21 protein-coding genes and 2 pseudogenes are annotated in these 18,226 nt (G+C 61.6%); 14 read left to right on the forward strand and 9 right to left on the reverse strand.

The annotated features are described in order from the left end of the window. Positions 1–611 (reverse strand): annotated as a pseudogene (locus AC0L17_RS07340) (pyridoxamine 5'-phosphate oxidase family protein). A gap of 48 nt (positions 612–659) precedes the next feature. Here AC0L17_RS07340 and AC0L17_RS07345 point away from each other — a divergent pair. Beyond that, positions 660–1,190 carry a nuclear transport factor 2 family protein gene (locus AC0L17_RS07345; protein ID WP_473515321.1) on the forward strand — a complete coding sequence of 177 codons (531 nt, stop codon included), beginning with the start codon at positions 660–662 and terminating at the stop codon, positions 1,188–1,190. 23 nt (positions 1,191–1,213) lie between these two features. On the opposite strand, the gene AC0L17_RS07350 is transcribed toward AC0L17_RS07345, so the two are convergent. Continuing rightward, the gene (locus AC0L17_RS07350; protein WP_292592261.1) at positions 1,214–1,567 is read right to left on the reverse strand and encodes a gamma-butyrobetaine hydroxylase family protein; all 354 of its coding nucleotides are present in this window, start codon (positions 1,565–1,567) and stop codon (positions 1,214–1,216) included. 195 nt (positions 1,568–1,762) lie between these two features. On the opposite strand from AC0L17_RS07350, the gene moaA reads away from it, so the two are divergent. The 9 genes from moaA (at position 1,763) to AC0L17_RS07395 (ending at position 9,303) form a co-directional block, all read left to right on the forward strand. Continuing rightward, a complete protein-coding gene (gene moaA, locus AC0L17_RS07355; RefSeq protein ID WP_027151755.1) occupies positions 1,763–2,758 on the forward strand; it encodes a GTP 3',8-cyclase MoaA in 996 nt (331 codons plus the stop codon). A 147-nt stretch (positions 2,759–2,905) separates the two neighbouring features. Beyond that, a complete protein-coding gene (locus AC0L17_RS07360; protein ID WP_027151756.1) occupies positions 2,906–3,826 on the forward strand; it encodes a DMT family transporter in 921 nt (306 codons plus the stop codon). A gap of 61 nt (positions 3,827–3,887) precedes the next feature. Further along, positions 3,888–4,397 (forward strand): molybdopterin-guanine dinucleotide biosynthesis protein B, encoded by a 510-nt coding sequence (mobB, locus tag AC0L17_RS07365; protein WP_473493228.1) that lies wholly within the window; start codon positions 3,888–3,890, stop codon positions 4,395–4,397. Between the two features lie 214 nt (positions 4,398–4,611). Then, positions 4,612–5,394, forward strand: a complete 783-nt coding sequence (locus AC0L17_RS07370; RefSeq protein ID WP_473515362.1) for an ABC transporter substrate-binding protein — start codon at positions 4,612–4,614, stop codon at positions 5,392–5,394. Positions 5,395–5,507: 113 nt separating this feature from the next. Continuing rightward, positions 5,508–6,221: an ABC transporter permease gene (locus tag AC0L17_RS07375; protein WP_287220749.1), complete on the forward strand. Its 714-nt coding sequence runs from the start codon at positions 5,508–5,510 to the stop codon at positions 6,219–6,221. Beyond that, positions 6,218–7,051 (forward strand): ABC transporter permease, encoded by an 834-nt coding sequence (locus AC0L17_RS07380; protein WP_128172519.1) that lies wholly within the window; start codon positions 6,218–6,220, stop codon positions 7,049–7,051. Before AC0L17_RS07375 ends, AC0L17_RS07380 begins: the two co-directional genes overlap by 4 nt. A gap of 62 nt (positions 7,052–7,113) precedes the next feature. After that, positions 7,114–7,983: an NAD(P)-dependent oxidoreductase gene (locus AC0L17_RS07385; RefSeq protein WP_473513588.1), complete on the forward strand. Its 870-nt coding sequence runs from the start codon at positions 7,114–7,116 to the stop codon at positions 7,981–7,983. Positions 7,984–7,991: 8 nt separating this feature from the next. Then, positions 7,992–8,693, forward strand: coding sequence for a DNA alkylation repair protein (locus AC0L17_RS07390; RefSeq protein WP_473515322.1), 702 nt, complete (start codon positions 7,992–7,994; stop codon positions 8,691–8,693). Next, entirely contained in the window at positions 8,656–9,303 is a 648-nt protein-coding gene (locus AC0L17_RS07395) for a GNAT family N-acetyltransferase (RefSeq protein WP_473515323.1), read from the forward strand. The genes AC0L17_RS07390 and AC0L17_RS07395 overlap by 38 nt, the downstream gene beginning before the upstream one ends. On the opposite strand, the gene AC0L17_RS07400 is transcribed toward AC0L17_RS07395, so the two are convergent. Next, entirely contained in the window at positions 9,249–10,604 is a 1,356-nt protein-coding gene (locus AC0L17_RS07400) for a DUF7986 domain-containing protein (protein WP_473515324.1), read from the reverse strand. The two genes, AC0L17_RS07395 and AC0L17_RS07400, sit on opposite strands and share 55 nt — an antisense overlap. A gap of 310 nt (positions 10,605–10,914) precedes the next feature. On the opposite strand from AC0L17_RS07400, the gene AC0L17_RS07405 reads away from it, so the two are divergent. Then, entirely contained in the window at positions 10,915–11,481 is a 567-nt protein-coding gene (locus AC0L17_RS07405) for a DUF3299 domain-containing protein (protein ID WP_473515325.1), read from the forward strand. A gap of 11 nt (positions 11,482–11,492) precedes the next feature. On the opposite strand, the gene AC0L17_RS07410 is transcribed toward AC0L17_RS07405, so the two are convergent. The 4 genes from AC0L17_RS07410 to AC0L17_RS07425 all read right to left on the reverse strand — a co-directional run bounded on the left by AC0L17_RS07410 (position 11,493) and on the right by AC0L17_RS07425 (position 14,066). Further along, on the reverse strand, positions 11,493–11,984 hold the full coding sequence (locus tag AC0L17_RS07410; RefSeq protein ID WP_006333679.1) for an Lrp/AsnC family transcriptional regulator: 492 nt from the start codon (positions 11,982–11,984) through the stop codon (positions 11,493–11,495). 120 nt (positions 11,985–12,104) lie between these two features. Next, positions 12,105–12,722, reverse strand: coding sequence for a uracil-DNA glycosylase family protein (locus AC0L17_RS07415; protein WP_473515326.1), 618 nt, complete (start codon positions 12,720–12,722; stop codon positions 12,105–12,107). Between the two features lie 16 nt (positions 12,723–12,738). Beyond that, positions 12,739–13,350 (reverse strand): glutathione S-transferase, encoded by a 612-nt coding sequence (locus AC0L17_RS07420; RefSeq protein WP_473515327.1) that lies wholly within the window; start codon positions 13,348–13,350, stop codon positions 12,739–12,741. A gap of 92 nt (positions 13,351–13,442) precedes the next feature. Continuing rightward, the gene (locus AC0L17_RS07425) at positions 13,443–14,066 is read right to left on the reverse strand and encodes a thermonuclease family protein (protein WP_473515328.1); all 624 of its coding nucleotides are present in this window, start codon (positions 14,064–14,066) and stop codon (positions 13,443–13,445) included. Positions 14,067–14,141: 75 nt separating this feature from the next. Between AC0L17_RS07425 and AC0L17_RS07430 the strand changes: the two genes are divergently transcribed. Further along, entirely contained in the window at positions 14,142–15,662 is a 1,521-nt protein-coding gene (locus tag AC0L17_RS07430; RefSeq protein WP_473515329.1) for an ATP-binding protein, read from the forward strand. Between the two features lie 20 nt (positions 15,663–15,682). Here AC0L17_RS07430 and AC0L17_RS07435 read toward each other — a convergent pair whose 3' ends face one another. After that, complete coding sequence (locus AC0L17_RS07435) at positions 15,683–16,678, reverse strand: nicotinate-nucleotide--dimethylbenzimidazole phosphoribosyltransferase (RefSeq protein ID WP_473515363.1); 996 nt, start codon at positions 16,676–16,678, stop codon at positions 15,683–15,685. A gap of 184 nt (positions 16,679–16,862) precedes the next feature. Between AC0L17_RS07435 and AC0L17_RS07440 the strand changes: the two genes are divergently transcribed. Both AC0L17_RS07440 and AC0L17_RS07445 read left to right on the forward strand, forming a co-directional pair. Next, positions 16,863–17,096 (forward strand): DUF1289 domain-containing protein, encoded by a 234-nt coding sequence (locus AC0L17_RS07440; protein WP_473515330.1) that lies wholly within the window; start codon positions 16,863–16,865, stop codon positions 17,094–17,096. 7 nt (positions 17,097–17,103) lie between these two features. Then, positions 17,104–17,808, forward strand: coding sequence for a TIGR02281 family clan AA aspartic protease (locus AC0L17_RS07445; protein ID WP_473515331.1), 705 nt, complete (start codon positions 17,104–17,106; stop codon positions 17,806–17,808). Positions 17,809–17,932: 124 nt separating this feature from the next. On the opposite strand, the pseudogene AC0L17_RS07450 reads toward AC0L17_RS07445, so the two are convergent. Next, positions 17,933–18,190: pseudogene (locus tag AC0L17_RS07450) on the reverse strand (Tn3 family transposase); the annotation flags it as partial. Positions 18,191–18,226: the final 36 nt, after the last annotated feature.

Genomic DNA, 18,226 nt, shown 5'->3' on the forward strand with positions numbered 1-18,226 from the left:
TCACCACATCGACTTTTTCGCGCGCTCCGGCCATTCCCTGTCGTAAGCCTCGCCGTCGATGCCTTTCCGGCTGGTGATTTCCAGAATCTTTCCGGGCGTCGGCAGCGACTTCGGGTGGACATGCCTTGCCGGGTTCCACAGTTCCGATCGGACAATGGCCCGGGCGCACTGGAAATAGACCGAATCGACATCGATGACCGTGACCGAACGCGCCGGTCGGCCGTCGACGCTGAACGAGGCACACAGCGCGGCATCCGTGGTGATGTGGGCGCGGCCGTTGACGCGCAGCGTGGTGCCGCAGCCTGGAACCAGGAACAACAGGCCGACGCGCGGATCGCGAATGATGTTTTTTAGCGAATCGGCACGGTTGTTGCCGCGCCGGTCCGGCATCATCAGGGTTTCGGATCATGGATGCGGACGAAGCCGGCGAGATCGCCGCGCGGCGAGCAATCCAGCCCTTCCGGCCCGCTGGTCGCGAGCGCGGCAAAAGGCGAGGCCTCGATGAAGGCGGCGTATTCGGGAATGACATGGTCGAGTTCCTTGACCAGCGACGTCTCGCCGGGCAGCCCATAGAGCGCTTCGAGCTGTTCGACCGTGGTGATGACGGACATGTTTTCGCCTCCGAGCATCCGCAGCCGCTACTCCAATTCCGTGACGTCTTGACGACACGTGCTGCACCTCATTTCGACCGTCTGGAAACGGGTGTCGAACCCCCAATATTAAGGGGTAAGCCAAGCACGATCCTGAAACGGAGACGGAAAATGGATAAACCCTTCGATCGGCGACGTACCGCCTTGGAACTTCTCGAAAATATGTTCGAGGCTGAGATGCGCTTCCTGCAATCAGGGTCGGAGAGCCTCGATATCCTTTCCAGCGCGTTTCACGCGGAAGTTGTCGTGCATGAGCCGCAGTCTCTGCCCTATGCCGGCGACTGGAATGGCCTCGACGGCGTTGGCGCCCTTTTTCGCAAGATGCGGGAAATCTGGAGCGACGTGACCGTGGAAAGCCTTCAGGCCGCCCAAAACGATGACATGGTATTCATGAGCTGCACACTTGCGCTGACATCGCGGGCCAATGGTGCAACCATCAAACAGCCATTTGCCGAAGTCATGCGCTTCAAGGATGACCGGCTGATCGAAGGCACCCCGTTTTATTACGACACCAGCGAAATACTGGCGATCCTGCGTTGACCGGAGCGTCCCGCCCGAACCATTCAACGATCGCGGCTTAGCCCCTTCTCTTCCAGCTCGGCGAGATAGGCGGCCCAGCGTGCGTCCTTCTCATGACCCAGCGTATGCAGGTAGTTCCAGGTGAAGATGCCGGTATCGTGGAAATCGTCGAAGGTGATGCGGACGGCATAGTTGCCGACCGGTTCGATCTTCAGGATTTGAACGTTGCGCTTGCCGGGAACGGTCACGCGCTGTTCGGGCGAATGGCCCTGCACTTCGGCGGATGGCGAGGCCACCCGCAGCAGCTCCGCCGGCAGCTCGAACGGCTGATGGCCAGGGAACGTCACGGTTAGCAGCCTGCGGTCCTTCGAGACCCTGAGTTCCTTCGGCGCCGTCATGGTGATAGGTTCCGCATCATCTGTCCTTTCCCTACGCCGCTTCGCGCAGCGGGAAAAGGCCGCTTCGAAACTTCCGACACGATCTGTCGGCGCGATGTTGCCAGGATCGAAACTTCTTGTCTTGAATGGCAGGTTGGATCGTATCACATAGCCATATATAACGATGCCGTTCGCAACCACGGGAAACGCACCAGCATGGACATGATCGATCCTTTTGGTCGCACGATCAGCTATCTGCGCGTTTCGGTCACCGACCGCTGCGACTTCCGCTGCACCTATTGCATGGCCGAGGACATGGCGTTCCTTCCCAAGAAGGATTTGCTGTCGCTGGAAGAACTCGACCGGCTATGCACGGTTTTCATCGAAAAGGGCGTCAGGAAACTGCGTCTTACCGGCGGCGAGCCGCTGGTGCGCAAGAACATCATGCATCTTGTGCGCCAGATTTCGCGTCATCTCGAAAGCGGCGCTCTGGAAGAATTGACGCTGACCACCAACGGCTCGCAGCTTTCGCGCTTTGCCGCTGAACTGGCCGATTGCGGGGTCAAGCGCATCAACGTCTCGCTTGACACGCTGGACCCGGAAAAATTCCGTCAGATTACCCGCTGGGGCAATCTCGACAAGGTCATGGATGGCATCGACGCCGCGCAGGCAGCGGGACTGAAGGTGAAGCTCAATGCGGTGGCGCTGAAGGATTTTAATGACGCCGAACTGCCCGAGATGCTGCGCTGGGCGCACGGCCGCGGCATGGAGTTGACTGTCATCGAAACCATGCCGATGGGCGAGATCGACGCCGACCGCACCGACCAGTATCTGCCGCTGTCGCTGCTGCGCGCAGCACTTGAGCGGCAGTTCACGCTGACCGACATCCCCTACAAGACCGGTGGCCCGGCCCGCTATGTCCACGTCGCCGAGACCGGTGGCAGGCTCGGCTTCATCACGCCGATGACACACAATTTTTGCGAAAGCTGCAACCGCGTCCGGCTGACCTGCACCGGCACGCTCTATATGTGCCTCGGCCAGGAAGATGCCGCCGACCTGCGCGCACCGTTGCGTGCATCCGAAGGCAACGAACTGGTCGCCGACGCCATCGACGAAGCCATTGGCCGCAAGCCGAAGGGCCATGATTTCATCATCGACCGCCGCACCAACCGTCCGTCGGTATCGCGGCACATGAGCGTCACCGGCGGCTGATCTTCCTGGTCGCACCGCCGAAGTAAATCCTGCCGCTCTTGCGAGGAGGTTGTAACGAGCCGCCGAAGGCCGTGGACCAGCCCTTTGACGTTGCTGTCTTGCCGCCGGCTGGTAGAGGCTTGATGCAGGACCACAGTGGTAACGCCTTTGCTTTTTTCCCCAAATCTTCGCGGTGCACTGTTCATGGTGGTGGCGATGAGTGGTTTCACCCTCAACGACGCGATCACCAAAGTCGCGTCGGAATCCATGAACATGGCGCAGGTCATGCTGATCCGCGGCGCCTTCGCTTCGCTTTTCGTGGGCCTGCTTGCCTGGCAACGCGGTGCGCTTGCCCTGCCCGGCTCGATGCTGCAGCCGATGGTGGCGATACGCGTGATCGGCGAAGCCGGCGCTACCGCGTCGTTTCTCATCGCCCTTGCCCATCTGCCGATTGCCAATGTCTCGGCCGTGCTGCAGGCGCTGCCGCTGGCGGTGACGATGGGCGCAGCACTTGTGTTCAAGGAAGGCGTCGGCTGGCGGCGCTGGCTGGCCATCGCCATCGGCTTTGCCGGCGTGCTGATCATCGTGCGGCCCGGCTTCGAGGGGTTCAGCATCTATTCGCTGCTGGCGCTGGCCTGTGTCGCCTGTTGTGCGGTGCGTGACCTCGCCACCAAGCGGATACCGCAAGCCATTCCGACATTGCTGGTGTCGACCACCACGGCACTCGCCATGACAATGCTCGGCGCGGCGTTGCTTTTGCCGATGGGCGGGTGGACACCGATGACGGGGGAAAGCACGGCGTTCCTGGCATTGGCGGCAGTGCTCGTGGTCATCGGCTACCAGTTCATCATCATGGCGATGCGGGTGGGCGACATCTCGTTCATCGCGCCGTTCCGCTACACGGCCCTGCTCTGGTCGATCCTGCTTGGCCTGTTCATCTTCGGCGACGTTCCCGACCTGCCGATGATCCTCGGCGCCAGCATCATCGTCTGCTCCGGCCTCTACGCACTTTACCGCGAACGGATCGTCGGCCGGCGCAAGACAGCCGCCGAAAGCGCTGGACCTGATATGGCGCCGGACGGCATATAGGCTTGCCGTTCGCCACGAGTGACCTTGTCCGTGTCGAGGGTCTGTTGCTGAGCATGAAGCTATGATGAGACGCGTCTTCGGTATCACCGGCTGGAAGAATTCCGGCAAGACGACACTGACCGAAAAGCTGGTCGCCGAACTCGTCCGGCGTGGCTGGAAAGTCTCGACGGTAAAACACGCCCATCATGCCTTCGACATCGACAAACCGGGGGCGGACAGTTTTCGCCATAGGCAGGCCGGGGCCACTGAAGTCGCCATCGTGTCGGACAGGCGCTGGGCGCTGATGCACGAATTGCGCGGCGAGGACGAGCCGACGCTGGATGCGATCCTGTCGCGGCTCGGCACCGCCGACATCGTACTGGTCGAAGGCTACAAGCGCGAGGCGCACAGCAAGATCGAGACGCGGCGGATGGAGGCCAAGGACTGGGCACCGCTTTCGGCAAATGATCCGCACATCGTCGCCATCGCCGCCGACTTCGCCATAGCCGACGAAAGCCTGCCTGTCTTCGATCTCGACGACACCAGATCGATAGCCGACTTCATCGAGCGCGCGACAGGTTTGACGCGCTGAGGGTGCTGCCGAAGAAGCATCGGCCGCCCCCTGTTTCCTCGTTGCTATACCTGCCGCGACGTCAGCATTGTCCGGCAATGCGAAACCCGCAAGCAACGGTTTTACAGTTGCTTTTTCTTGGGAAAGAATGGGAGTATCGCGCCAGCGGGCGGTCAACAGAACCGCCCACAGAGCCGTTTGGAACGACGGCCGGGAACATACAGAGAGGACTATCATGCGTACTGCACTGCGTATAGCGCTCGCCGCATCGGCGGCGCTGCTGACATTGGGCGTTGCCCAGGCTCAGGAGAAAACCTTGAGGATCGGCTCGGAGGGAGCCTATCCGCCGTTCAACAACCTGACTGCTGATGGCCAGCTTGTGGGCTTCGACATCGATATCGCCAAGGCGCTTTGCGACGAGATGAAGGTGACGTGCACTTTCGTCGCGCAGGATTGGGACGGCATCATCCCGGCGCTTCAGGCCGGCAAGTTCGACGCCATCGTTGCCTCGATGTCGATTACGCCGGAGCGTGCCGAGAAGGTCGACTTCACCAACAAATACTACAACACGCCGCCGGCGATCGCCGCGCCCAAGGACAGCGATATCAAAGGCGTGACCAAAGAGGACCTGGCCGGCAAGACGATCGGCGTGCAGGCGGCCACCACCCACTTCAATTATTCAACCAAGACTTATACCGACAGCACGGTCAAGCCGTACCCGACCGCGCAGGAATACCAGCTCGATCTCGCCAATGGCCGCGTTGATGCGGTCAACGACGACATCACTGTCATCGAAGGCTGGCTTGCCACGCCGGACGGCGCCTGCTGCAAGCTGATCGGCGCGATCACGCCCGACATCGAGATCCATGGTCCGGGCGCCGGAATCGCGGTACGCAAGGGCGATACCGCGTTGGTCAATCAGTTCAATAAGGCGATCGACGCCATCCGCGCCAACGGAAAGTACAAGGAAATCAACGACAAGTACTTCAAGTACGACGTCTACGGCGGCGAGTCCTGATCCTTCCGGGTTGACGGCGAACGGCGGGACATCCCCGCCGTTTGCGCAAGGCGCGGCGCGCCAGGGCTGACGCCGCGCTCTCAAAAAAAGCATAGAGGAGAACAGGCAGGCGGATGCAAAGCGTTTGGACGCTGCTCAGTTGGGGACCCGAAGGCTGGCTCGACGACATCGCCTATGGTGTTTTCATCACCGTTTCGCTTGCAGCCGCGACCCTGCCTCTCGGTCTGGTGATCGGCTTTCTGGTTGCGCTGGCCAAGCAATCCAACGAGCCGTCGCTGCGGCTGGCCGGCAATATCTACACCACGATCTTTCGTGGATTGCCTGAGTTGCTGACCCTGTTCATCATCTTTTACGGCGCGCAAATCGGCATTCAGCAATTGATGCGCCTGTATGACCCGACCGCCGCGGTCGAAGTGAATGCTTTTGTTTCCGGCATGATCGCGCTCGGCGTCGTCTTCTCGTCCTACGCCAGCGAGGTCTTCCTCTCGGCATTCCGCGCCATCCCGAAGGGACAGTATGAGGGCGGCTATTCGGTTGGCCTGTCTGGCTGGCACACGATGCGCCTTGTGGTGCTGCCGCAGCTTATCCGCATCGCACTGCCGGGTCTTGCCAATCTGTGGCTCATCCTTCTCAAGGATACCGCCCTGGTTTCCGCCATCGGTCTTACCGACATATTGCGGCAAGCGGGCGTCGCCGCCCGGGTCACCAAACACGCCTTCCTGTTTTTCGGTGTTGCCGCGCTTATTTATCTGCTCCTCGCCATCATATCGTCCTTCGGCATCAATGCGATCGAACGTGCGGTCGGCCGCCAGCAGGTGCAGCGATGAGTGCGGCAGCAGCCGACGTGGCGAGGAAGGTCGAAAAACCGCCAGCAATCCCGCACGGCTGGCCGCGCCAACGTATTCTCGGCTACGCGCTGGTCTGTATGTGGATAGCTTTTCTTGCCGGGATTGCTGCCTACCTCATCGTCGCCTGGAACGGCGAGCTTTTCGCGAAATATGCGCCATCCTATGTGACAGGGCTAGGTGTGACGCTTTTGCTGGTCGCCATCTCGATCGTGCTTGGCGCGGTCCTGTCGGTGCCGATCGCCTATGCCCGCATGTCGAAGAACCGGTTTCTTTCGGGTCTTGCCTACGCCTATGTCTATTTCTTCCGCGGCACGCCGCTGCTGGCCCAGACCTTCCTTGTCTATTACGGCGTAGGCTCATTCCGGCCGCAGCTCGATATGATTGGCCTCTGGGGTTTTTTCCGGGAGGCGTTCAACTGCGCAATCTTCGCCTTCTCGCTCAATACTGCCGCCTATCAGGCTGAAATCCTGCGCGGCGCGATCGAGAGCGTGCCCAGGGGCCAGTGGGAGGGCGCCGCCTCGCTCGGCCTGCACAAATTGCAGACGATGTGGAAGATCATCCTGCCGCAGGCACTGATCGTGGCGCTGCGTCCCTACGGCAACGAGATCATCCTGATGATCAAGGGCTCGGCGATCGTAGCCATCATCACCGTCTATGATCTGATGGGCATCACGAAGCTCACCTATTCGCGCACTTTCGACTTCCAGTCCTATGTCTGGGCGGCGATCATCTATCTGATCATTGTCGAGATACTCCGCCACGCGGTCGAATGGATAGAACGGCGCATTACCATACATCTGCACCGCTGACTCCCATAGCTTTGCCTGATCCGCTAAGAAGGCCGGAAACAGGATTGAAGGGATTCGAAAACATGGCTTCGGTGGCATTTCTCGGTCTTGGCGTCATGGGCTATCCAATGGCCGGACATCTCCGGAACAAGGGCGGCCACGACGTCACCGTCTACAACCGCACCAAGGCAAAGGCCGAGCAATGGGTTGCCCAGCATGGCGGCAGTGTTGCCGACACGCCGGCTGAGGCCGCCGACGGCAAGGATTTTGTCTTTTGCTGCGTTGGCAATGACGACGATTTGCGCGCGGTGACGATCGGAGCCGAGGGTGCGTTCCAGTCGATGAAGAAGGGAGCCATCTTCATCGACAACACCACGGCCTCGGCTGAAGTCGCGCGCGAACTGGCGGAGAAGGCGCAAGTTCGCGGTTTTTCGTTCCTCGACGCACCGGTCTCCGGCGGTCAGGCCGGCGCCGAAAACGGCATCCTGACCGTCATGGTCGGCGGCGAGCAGAAAGCCTTCGAGCAGGCGAAGCCTGTCATCGATGCCTATGCCCGCATGGTCGGGCTGATGGGCCCGGCCGGCTCCGGCCAACTCACCAAGATGATCAACCAGATCTGCATCGCCGGCCTTGTCCAAGGGCTGGCCGAAGGCATTCATTTCGGCAAGAAGGCCGGGCTCGACATCGAAAAGGTCATCGAGGTGATCTCCAAGGGCGCGGCCGGCTCATGGCAGATGGAGAACCGCCACAAGACGATGAATGCCGGCAAATATGATTTCGGCTTCGCCGTCGACTGGATGCGCAAGGATCTCGGCATCTGCCTGGCGGAGGCCGACCGCAACGGCGCCAAGCTGCCGGTGACGGCACTTGTCGACCAGTTCTACAAGGATGTGCAGGGGATGGGCGGCAAACGCTGGGACACGTCTTCGCTGCTGGCGCGATTGGAGAAGTAGGTTTTGTCGTGGCCGAGCTTTCGCCTCACTCCAGCGCCGAGGAGATTGTCGCCCATCTGCGCTCGATCGGCTCGCAGGAGAACCGCCTTGGCATGCTGCGCTACGGCATCAAGATCGAACGTGCGCTCGGAGTCTCGCATGGCGTGCAGAGGCAGATTGCCAAGAAAATCAAGCGCAACCATGAGCGTGCCTTCGAACTATGGCAGTCGGGCATCATGGAAGCGCAGTTCATCGCTTCCGTCACAGCCGATCCGAAGCGGTTTTCTGGCGCGGATGCAAGACGATGGGCGGCGACTTTCGACTCGTGGGATATCGTCGACGGCGTCTCCGACCTCTTTGTCGATACGGATTGCTGGAAGGAACTGATAGAAGAGTTCGCGGCCGACGAACGCGAGTTCGTTCGACGCACGGCCTTTGCCATGATGGCCTGGTCGGTCGTCCACCGGAAGAAGGAGCCAGAGGCGACCTTCCTCGACTTCCTGCCGATCATCGAAGCGCACGCCAGCGATGCCCGTAATTTTGTGAAGAAGGCAGTGAACTGGGCGCTTCGCTCTATCGGCAAGCGATCGGTGAATTTGCACGGCGCTGCCCTTGCCTTGGCACAGAAGCTTGCCGGTTCGACCGACAAGACGGCGCGCTGGATCGGCAAGGACGCTGCACGGGAGCTTTCCGATGCCAAGACGCTCAAGCGGCTCGCCAGGAAAGGCTGACCGGAGCCAGATCCGCTTCACCGAGGTGACGCGATCCACGCGCGCCGATTTCGAGAACCTGTTCGAGCAGCCTGGCGGCCCGAAATATTGCTGGTGCATGGCCTGGCGCCACCTCGAAAACCGCGAGCATGCGTCCAACGATGAGAGGAGACGGGCCATGATGGCGCTCATCGAAGCCGGCACGCCGGTCGGTATCGTCGCCCATGCCGAAGGCAAGACCGTCGGCTGGTGCTCCGTGGCGCCACGCGAGACCTATCGCAAGCTGTCGCAGGAGCAGGACGACAGCGAGTCAGGCGTCTGGTCGATCGTTTGCTTCTATGTGCCGAGGGCGTCGCGCGGCCGTGGACTGGCAAGCGAGCTGCTTGACGCGGCCATCGATCACGCCTTCGCCAAAGGCGCCAGGACCATCGAGGCCTATCCGGTCGACCAGGCGTCGCCAAGTTACCGGTTCATGGGCTTTCGCGAGATGTTCGTGGCCCGCGGCTTCCACGAGATCGGCATGGCCGGCTCGCGCCGGCATGTGATGCGCCTGGAGCGCGTTGAGGGCGCCAGACGCTATCGGCGCAGGTCGCGAACGCCGAGTTCCGTCCACATCCAATCAAAACTGTAAACGGCCATAGGATGGGAGCGGTCAGGCTGCTTGGCGGTCTGGTTTTCCAGATGTTTGAGCCATTCGGCCACCTTTTGCCGGCCTGTTTGGGTCTTGACGGCCTGACGCGGTGTCTTGCCATCAAGAACTTGGACCGGCTGATCGAGGGTATCCCGATAGTGTTGATCTAAGTATTCGTGAATGACCTGTTCAGTGACTTCCGGAGGAATCTTCGATGAGGGCGTCCTGCCCTCCTTGGCTGGCCGTTCAGCCATCATCTGCTTTACGGTACGGATTTCGGTAAGAGGTGTTCGGACCAGATCGCCGAGGGCTCGCTGGATCAGGGCCGTTCCTTTTTCCGCCCGCGCGGCGGAATTGGCGAATAGACACAGGAAACCGCCTTTCAACTCGACATTGCCCAACACGCGCAAACCGCTGTCCATTGTGGTGTCCAGGGAAAGCGTGCCCGCCTGCTTGGGTCTGTCCTCGCCTTGCGGCGAGTATTCCAGCCAGTTCCAGAACTGCGCATTTTCCTGCGACATGCCCGCTATGCCGTTCAGCCGGGCGGTGATGTCCTCCTGCGACGCGCCGGCGGCCAAGGGAAAGCGGACATCATGAAACATGAATTCGTCGCCTTCGGCATTTTGGACCCTCGGCATGTTCATCACCTTGTCAAGGGCGTCGAACACCCATACGAGCGTGAACATGGACGCCACCGCCCGCAGGTCTTCATCCCTCATGGCCGGCAGCTTTCTTGCGTTCTTTTTGCCGAACACGTCCAACAGGCCATCGAACAAGGATTGGGTGGCCTCGCGGGTGAAGGGAAGAACACCGCCGGCAAGGATATTCTTTCCGAGGACGGGCACGATTCTCGCCGCGATCTTGTCCCACTGCTTCAACGTCTTGGTGGCGGTGCCCTCTTTGACGGCGATCGGCTCGCCACCGCGGAGAAGATCGCGCGCCATGAACGATTGTCCTGCAACGACGTCGCTCACCTCATACAAGCTCATGACGGAGGTACGCAGCGCGCTCATATAGGCTCTCGTTTGCGCATTTTCCTTCCAGCCTCTGCGCTTGAGATACTCGTCGACGATGTTGCTGGGTTCGCCCTCGAAATCCTGGGTCAGGAAATCCTCGAAGGCGCAGCCCCAAAGATTCATGACTCTTTCGTCACCCAGGACTTCGGCGAGTTCTTCGAATTCCGTGTCCCCGTCGCCGAGGATCTGGCCGAAATGATCGTCGAACACTTCCGCGAAACATTCGCTCCATTCGTCACGGTTGAGGAATTTCATCAGCCCGCTGAGATCATGGCTGGTCGGCATTTAACTTCTCCAGGTTCAGGCGATATTCGAAGATAGGGTCTCTGTCTTGGTCGGGTTATTCTGCGCCGCTGAGCCGACTGGGCAAGACGCTTTCGGCGATTTCCTTGCCTTTCTTCGGATCGAGCTCCCCGCGCCGGCGCCGCTCTGGCCCATCAGTGCGGCTTGAAGCCTCAACGACGGTTTGCCCCGGTTAGCCCACGGGCATGGCACTCGATGTTGCATTCTGCGATAACAAGCGGATCACCCCGTTTGCCGATACTTCACGACGGGTTTACCCGATCCAGCCACGGACTGGCGAAGCATGAAGCCAATGAACAATTGTCTCAAATCAGGCGCGGCCTTGGCTGTCGCACTCGGCCTCTCCATTGCCACCGCTTCCGCCGAAACCGCGCGCATATTCTGGAAGGACCTGCGCCCGGCGACCCAGCCCGCTGCCGAAAGTGTCGGATTGCCGATGGTCGCGGCAAAAATGCCTGACCGTGGCGAGACGCTGTCTGTCAATTTGCGAGACAAGGCCATCCAACTGGCGGGCTACGCGCTGCCGCTCGATCGGGACGGCGATCTCGTCTATCAGTTCCTGCTGGTGCCGTGGACAGGGGCGTGCAGCCACATGCCGACGCCGCCGCCCAATCAGATCGTCCTCGTCACGCCCGCCCGCCCCTACAGAATGTCGAAAGCCTATCAGCCGGTTGCCGTGACCGGCGCCCTGCAGCCCGGCATGGAGAAGAGCCAGCTCTTCATCCTCGACGGTGTCAGCGTGATCCAGTCAGGATATACCCTGCGCAAGGCAGAGGTGACGGATGTCGATCGCGTGCCGGACACGATTACGCAGCCCGCAAACTCGCCGTGGAGTTTCCTCAACAAAAAGAACAACTAAGCAAAAACTCCTCAGGCGGCGTTGGCGCCCGATTCCTTGTCCAGAACCATGTAGTCGAGCGGCATTTCTGTCGTGTATTTGATCTGTTCCATGGCAAACGACGACGAGACGTCGCGGATCTCGATCTTGGCGATCAGCCGCTTGTAGAAGGCGTCGTAAGCAGCGATGTCGGGCACCACCACGCGCAAGAGATAGTCGACGTCGCCGCTCATCCGGTAGAACTCGACCACTTCCGGAAATTCCTGGATGACCTCCGAAAAGCGCCGCAGCCACTCATGGCTGTGCGAATTGGTGCGGATCGACACGAACACGGTGACGCGCACATTGACCTTTTCATGATCGAGGATGGCGACGCGCCGCTTGATGACGCCTTCCTCCTCGAGCTTCTGGATGCGCCGCCAGCAGGGCGTGGTCGACAGTCCGACTTTCTTGGCGACATCGGCGACCGCGAGCGTCGCGTCCTCCTGCAAGAGGCGGAGGATTTTTCTGTCAAGCCGGTCCATTTGGGTGCTCCCACGGGGATAGATCAGGAATAGATTGGCTATAGTCCTTCTTATTTGGGCCATTCACAAGAAAGAAATTCTGTCAGATGGCGCAAAAGCGAGTGATTTCTTGCTTACGCTTCAGTCGAGGCGATAGCGGATTTCCGATCTCAGAAACGGCAGCAAATCCATTTCAAACCACGGATTGCGCTTCAGCCAGCCGGTGTTGCGCCACGACGGATGCGGTAGCGGCAGCACTTTCGGGGTGGTGGGCGCATCCCAGATGGTGCGCCAATCCATCACTGTCTCCGTCAGCGAGGGCCGGCGCGCGGCGCCCATGTGCCAGGATTGCGCATAGAGGCCGATCGTCAGCACCAGGTCGATATGCGGCATCAGCGCCATCAGCGGCGCACGCCAGGCCGCTGCACATTCGCGGCGCGGCGGCAGGTCGCCGCCCTTGGCATCCTGGCCGGGAAAGCAAAAGCCCATCGGCACGATGGCGAATTTTGTCGTGTCGTAGAATTCTTCGCTGCTGACGCCCAGCCAGTCCCGCAACCGATCGCCGGAAGCGTCGGTGAACGGCATGCCTGACATATGCACCTTGGTGCCCGGTGCCTGGCTCGCAATCAGGATGCGGGCGCTTGATGACGGCCTGAGCACCGGGCGCGGCTCATGCGGCAGCGGCCGGCCGACCGGGTTGTCGACGCAGATACGGCAGGCGCGCACCCTCGCGGCGAAGTTTTCCAGCTCTTCGCTCATTCTGGGGGGCTCATTCTCAGGCGGCGGCGCTCGGCCGGCTGGAGATCGCCTGATGCCAGCGCAGCACGTTGGCACAGTCTTCCGGCACCTTGATGCGCGCCGGTTTCATGAAGTCGATGGCAATCAGCCCGGTGATGTCGGCGATCGAATAGGCGTCGCCGGCGACGAATTCCCGGTTCGCCAACTCGTTGTCGAGCAGTTTCAGGAATGCAACGGCTTTCGGCTTGTTGGCCTCGCCCCATTCGGGAATTTGCGGGATCTCCCATTCCTTCATCGCCGGATGGACGTGTCGGAACGCGGCGCTGACGCAATTGAGCAAGTTGAGCTCCATCCGTCTTTGCCACATCTCGACCAGCGCTTTGCCGAGCGCGCCGCGGCCGAACAACGCCGGTTCCGGGTGCAGTTCCTCGAAATAGCGGCAGATGGCGACGGATTCGGTGATGACGGTGCCGTCGTCGAGTTCGAGCACCGGCAGGCGCTGCAGCGGGTTGCGCAAACTGACCGGCTGCTCTTTGTGCTCCAGCGCGCCCATGTCGACGGGCACCAGCGGAACCTCAAGCCGCTTTTCAGCGAGGAAGACGCGAACCCGCCGTGGATTGGGCGCCCGGCCGCCGTCGAAGAGTTTCATTCCATCCTCCAATTGCATCTGCCCAAAATCGAGGTCCGAGTGAACGCACGTCCCACCGATCAGGCCTGTTGCAACGACTATAGGGTTGGCCATCACCAGATGCGAAAAATTTCTCGCAAGCCATCGCCGATCGAAGCCAAGCGGCCGTGCTTTCTTTCGACCACGTCGTGATCGTGGCTCTCGCGCCAATCGTGCGGCTCGTCGAAAGTGCCGGCCCAGATGCCAGCCTTGCCTGATCGGGCAGCGGCCTCCTCGGTTTCGAAATCGCCATAGGCAACTGCCCAGCCGGCCTCGACCTGGGCGCGGTTGAGATCCTTGCCGCCGACGCTGCAATCGCCGAGCAGCCGGCGGTATCGATCGCGCTGCCAGCCGGTGCAGGAGACGGGTCTGCCTGATATCAGACGCACCAGCGACTGCCGCGCCAGCTTGCCGCAGGGATAGCCGGCGCCGTCCTTGCGGCAGATCTGCGAATATTCTGGCGCATCAATGCCGCGCATGCGGATGCGCTCGGTACCGAGCGTGATCGTATCGCCGTCATTGACGACGGCGGCACCCTCAGCCTTGCGCGTCTCGATCCGATCAAGGCGCGCCGCCAGAAGGATCAGCAGACCGAGGACAAGCACGGCCAGTGCATAGTCCACCAGCCGGCGCCAAAGGCTTCGCGGCTGCGGCGGGACGTATCGCAGTCCCGGCCGCCGCGACCACGAACGGCTCATATGGCAAACCGTTGGTTAATCATTCGAACGTAGCTTAACAATTTGAAAGCGCTGCCCGCATAAATTGAAGTCTCCATGCCCTCGCAACGTTCGACCACAGCGGACAAGTTTATTGTGGACCGCCGGAAACCCCATCGCAACAGCGATGTGGCGCGCGCGGTGCGCAAGACGCGCGACCGTCTTTCGCAGCAGGCCGGAAATCCTGATTTCGACCGGGAGCTTTTGAAACTCCACGCCCGTGCGATGATAGGCGGCGCGATCATAGTTCCGCTTCTCGTCCTGGCGACCGCCGCGACCGGTCTGTTTGCTGGCGTCGGAAAGGCAATTGGCGTCTGGGCGCTTCTTATACTCATCTGCTACGCCATCGTCGTGTTCATGGCGAGGCGCGTCGACCGAACGGAAGCTGCCGAACTCAACCCGTTGCAAACGCACCGTGATTTCCTGATAGGCCATTTCCTTTGCGGCCTGGGCTGGGCCTGGTTTGCCTGGCTCGGTTGCGACACCTGCCAGCTCGACCAGTTCCAGTTGATCAAGGGTGTGGTGCTGCTGCTTGCCATGGCGGCGACGGCGATCACAGCGTCATCGTTGCGCGGTGCGTTGCTGGCGACTTTCGCCGTTCCGGTGGCCGCCTATGCCTATGCCGGCGCCAGGCAGTGGATGCCGGTCGAGTTGATCATGGCCGGGTTGCTGATTGTCGCGCTGCCCTTCTTCGCCTATGTGGCGCGCCGCCTCAATCGCTCGTCCTTGATGCTGCTCTCGTTCCGCTCCGAAAAGGACGCGCTGATTGCCGAATTGGATACGGCGAAATCGATGTCGGATGAAGCGCGCCGACGGGCGGAGGACGCCAACCTGGCAAAGTCGCGGTTTTTGGCCTCGATGAGTCATGAGTTGCGGACGCCGCTCAACGCCATTCTCGGTTTCTCCGAGGTGATGGCGAACGAAGTGCTCGGACCGATGAGCAATCCGACCTATCGCGACTATGCTCGCGACGTCCATGACTCTGGCCAGCACCTGCTCGACCTGATCAACGAAATCCTCGACCTGTCGCGCATCGAAGCGGGCCGCTACCAGCTCAACGAAGAGCCGATGCTGCTGCTTTCCGTCGTCGAGGATTGCTGTCACATGATGGAGCTGAAGGCGCGCAACAAGGACATCCGTATCGTCCAGGATTTCGAAAACGCCTTGCCGCGCCTGTTCGCCGACGAACGCGCGGTGCGACAGATCGCGCTCAATCTTTTGTCGAACGCCATCAAGTTCACCGGAACAGGCGGCGAGATCCGCGTGCGCGTCGGCTGGACGGCGGGCGGCGGCCAATACTTCTCCGTCAAAGACAATGGGCCCGGCATTCCGGAAGACGAGATTCCGGTCGTGCTGTCTGCCTTCGGCCAGGGCTCCATCGCCATCAAGAGCGCCGAGCAAGGCACCGGGCTTGGCCTGCCGATCGTCCAAAGCCTGCTCGCCATGCATGGCGGCGAGTTCGAACTCCATTCCAAACTGCGCGAAGGCACCGAGGCGATCGCCATCTTTCCGTTGAGCCGGGTGATGGAGGAATTGCCGGCGCTGCCGACCAGGGCCGTTGCTGCGCGCCGGCGATAGACGCTTCCGGCGATAGACGCTTAATGCAGCGCCGCTGCCATGCCCGAGGCGGTGAGCGCAGCGGCCTTGACCAGGCCGGCCGCAAGTGCCGCCCCTGCCCCCTCGCCGTGGCTGACGCCGAGATCGAGCAGCGGGCGCATGCCGAGCCGCTCGGCGGCCCGAGCATGCGCAGGCTCTGGCGACAGGCTGGCGAGCAGGCAATGGTCGAGCGCAGTGGCGTCGGCAGCATGCAGCGCCGCCGCAGCGGCTGTCGCCACCAATCCATCGAGCAGGACGGGGATCTTCTGCGTCCGGGCGGCGAGGATGGCGCCGGCAATCGCTGCGAACTCACGGCCGCCAACCCGGCGCAACGCTTCCAGCGGGTCCCTGAGACCTGTGCCGTGGAAGGCTAGCGCGGCATCGACCACTTCCGCCTTGCGCACCCGCATCGATGCATCGGCGCCCGATCCGGATCCGACCCAATCTGCGCCACTGCCGCCGAACAGTGCGGCAAGCAAGGCCGCGGCGACGGTGGAATTGCCGACGCCGAGGTCGCCAAGGCAAAGCAGATCGGCGCCGCCGGCGATCGCCTCCATGCCGAAGGCCATGGTGGCGGCACAGCCGCGCTCGTCGAGTGCCGCGTCCTCGGTGATGTCGGCGGTTGGAATGTGCAGCGCAAGATCGAACACTTTCAGCCCGAGATCATTGGCGATGCAGATCTGGTTGATCGCCGCACCCCCGGCCGCGCAAAGCTCGACGGCGTTCGCCGTGGCAGCGACAGGCCGTGGCGAAATGCCGTGGCGAGCGACGCTGTGATTGCCGGCGAAGATCGCCACCAGGGGCCGGTTCACTGCGGGCGGCGCGCGGCCGCTCCAGGCGGCCAGCCAAGCCGCGATGTCCTCGATGCGGCCGAGCGAACCTTTGGGCTTGTCGGCCTTGGCAAACAGCGCACGGACGCGGGCTTCGGCTGCCGTGTCGGCCCGTGGCAGGGTCGCCAGAAGATTGCGAAAATCGTCGAAGGGCAGCGCGCTGGTCATGTCGTTGATGATCATTCCCTAAAGTTGGTGAGCGGCATAGCCGCCTTGCTCGGCCGGCACAACTGCCTGCATTGACGCGAAGGCGGCTGTCGGCGGCGCATTCCGGAGGGCTTGCATTGGCGTTGCCGTTACACCATGTGGAGGCGAGACGAGGGATTCCTGACGGAACCCTGAGAGAATAAACATGACGGCCATCGAATCCCCATGCGTCCTGGTCTGTTCGATCGATATGAAAACCGGCTTCTGCTTCGGTTGCGGCCGCACGCGCGAGGAAATCAGCGCCTGGATCGAGATGACCCCTGAAATCCGCCGCAGCGTCATGGCCGAGCTGCCGGCCCGGCTGGAAACGGTTGAGCGCAGACCGCGCCGCGAAACCCGCCGCACCCGCCTCGCGCGCGAACGCGACGCTCTCTCGTGAACCACATATGAGCCGGGTTTTCTGGGTTTTGATGATCCTGATCGGGGTAGGCGTTGTCCTGCTCATGCTCAACGATTCCGCCGGCAGCACATTCGGCGTCGAGAATGACGATTTCAGCCGGCTGATCTGGCTTGCCGCACTGGTCGCGCTGATCGGCGCCGGCCTGCTCAGATCAGGCAGGCCCTTGGGCACGATGGCCCGCAGCCTGGGCACCTGGGCCGTCATCGTGCTCGCACTGATCGCCGGCTACCAGTACCGTTATGAATTGCAGGATTTCGCCAGCCGGGTGACGGCCGGCCTTGTTCCCGGCAGTCCACTGGCGTTGGGCCTCGACGACGGCCATGCCACGGTGACCCTGGACAAGGCCGGCAATGGCCATTTCGAAGCGCGCATCCTGGTCAACGGCAGGCCGGTCCGGGCTGTGGTCGATACCGGCGCAACCAGCACCGTCTTGACCGCGCAGGACGCGCAGGCGGCCGGCTTCAACCCAGCCGCTCTCAATTTCACCATACCGGTTTCCACCGCCAACGGCATGGCGCGCGCCGCAGTCGTGAGAACCGACGAATTGGCGATCGGCGGGATCGTGCGCAAGGACATGCCGGTCATGATCGCCGCGCCCGGCATGCTCGGCCAGAGCCTGCTCGGCATGAATTTCATCGGCTCACTGTCCGGTTTCGACGTGCGCGGCGACCGAATGATCTTGCGCGATTGAACAGTCAGGCGTCGGCCTGCCACTCAGCGGCACGAAGGCCAGGCCTGACGAGACATTGACGATCACGGCATTTTGCCGGTTCGCCAGATGGTCGATCAGCGCGTTGGTGAGACGGATTGGCCCCAAACTGCCCATCCGAGCTCGACGTCGTGCCGTCGCCCCACACTGCAGCAATCGGCAGGCGATGCTGGGCATTGATGATGGTGGCAAGCGCTGCCCTATGCGTGTCTTCGCGGACGTAGGCATCCTGCGTCCAGACGAGTTGGTCACGGGTGACGCCTTGACTGGCGGCGGCCATGCGGGACAGGCCGAGATTGGTGGCGTCCGCAAGGATAGCTGCCAATAGTGCGCTCTCGTTTGGACAGTCGGTCAGCGTAGCGAGCATCTCCGACACTTTGCAAACGCTCGATCTGGGAAC

This window comes from Mesorhizobium sp. WSM4829, assembly GCF_055811475.1.

Excerpts from the sequence above, each read along its gene's own strand:
- AC0L17_RS07350 (WP_292592261.1), bottom strand. The coding sequence starts at position 1,567 with ATGACGGCGCCGAAGGAACTCAGGGTCTCGAAGGACCGCAGGCTGCTA.
- moaA (WP_027151755.1), top strand. The coding sequence starts at position 1,763 with ATGGACATGATCGATCCTTTTGGTCGCACGATCAGCTATCTGCGCGTT.
- mobB (WP_473493228.1), top strand. The coding sequence starts at position 3,888 with ATGATGAGACGCGTCTTCGGTATCACCGGCTGGAAGAATTCCGGCAAG.
- AC0L17_RS07370 (WP_473515362.1), top strand. The coding sequence starts at position 4,612 with ATGCGTACTGCACTGCGTATAGCGCTCGCCGCATCGGCGGCGCTGCTG.
- AC0L17_RS07375 (WP_287220749.1), top strand. The coding sequence starts at position 5,508 with ATGCAAAGCGTTTGGACGCTGCTCAGTTGGGGACCCGAAGGCTGGCTC.
- AC0L17_RS07380 (WP_128172519.1), top strand. The coding sequence starts at position 6,218 with ATGAGTGCGGCAGCAGCCGACGTGGCGAGGAAGGTCGAAAAACCGCCA.
- AC0L17_RS07385 (WP_473513588.1), top strand. The coding sequence starts at position 7,114 with ATGGCTTCGGTGGCATTTCTCGGTCTTGGCGTCATGGGCTATCCAATG.
- AC0L17_RS07395 (WP_473515323.1), top strand. The coding sequence starts at position 8,656 with ATGCCAAGACGCTCAAGCGGCTCGCCAGGAAAGGCTGACCGGAGCCAG.
- AC0L17_RS07400 (WP_473515324.1), bottom strand. The coding sequence starts at position 10,604 with ATGCCGACCAGCCATGATCTCAGCGGGCTGATGAAATTCCTCAACCGT.
- AC0L17_RS07405 (WP_473515325.1), top strand. The coding sequence starts at position 10,915 with ATGAACAATTGTCTCAAATCAGGCGCGGCCTTGGCTGTCGCACTCGGC.
- AC0L17_RS07410 (WP_006333679.1), bottom strand. The coding sequence starts at position 11,984 with ATGGACCGGCTTGACAGAAAAATCCTCCGCCTCTTGCAGGAGGACGCG.
- AC0L17_RS07415 (WP_473515326.1), bottom strand. The coding sequence starts at position 12,722 with ATGAGCGAAGAGCTGGAAAACTTCGCCGCGAGGGTGCGCGCCTGCCGT.
- AC0L17_RS07420 (WP_473515327.1), bottom strand. The coding sequence starts at position 13,350 with ATGAAACTCTTCGACGGCGGCCGGGCGCCCAATCCACGGCGGGTTCGC.
- AC0L17_RS07425 (WP_473515328.1), bottom strand. The coding sequence starts at position 14,066 with ATGAGCCGTTCGTGGTCGCGGCGGCCGGGACTGCGATACGTCCCGCCG.
- AC0L17_RS07430 (WP_473515329.1), top strand. The coding sequence starts at position 14,142 with ATGCCCTCGCAACGTTCGACCACAGCGGACAAGTTTATTGTGGACCGC.
- AC0L17_RS07435 (WP_473515363.1), bottom strand. The coding sequence starts at position 16,678 with ATGACCAGCGCGCTGCCCTTCGACGATTTTCGCAATCTTCTGGCGACC.
- AC0L17_RS07440 (WP_473515330.1), top strand. The coding sequence starts at position 16,863 with ATGACGGCCATCGAATCCCCATGCGTCCTGGTCTGTTCGATCGATATG.
- AC0L17_RS07445 (WP_473515331.1), top strand. The coding sequence starts at position 17,104 with ATGAGCCGGGTTTTCTGGGTTTTGATGATCCTGATCGGGGTAGGCGTT.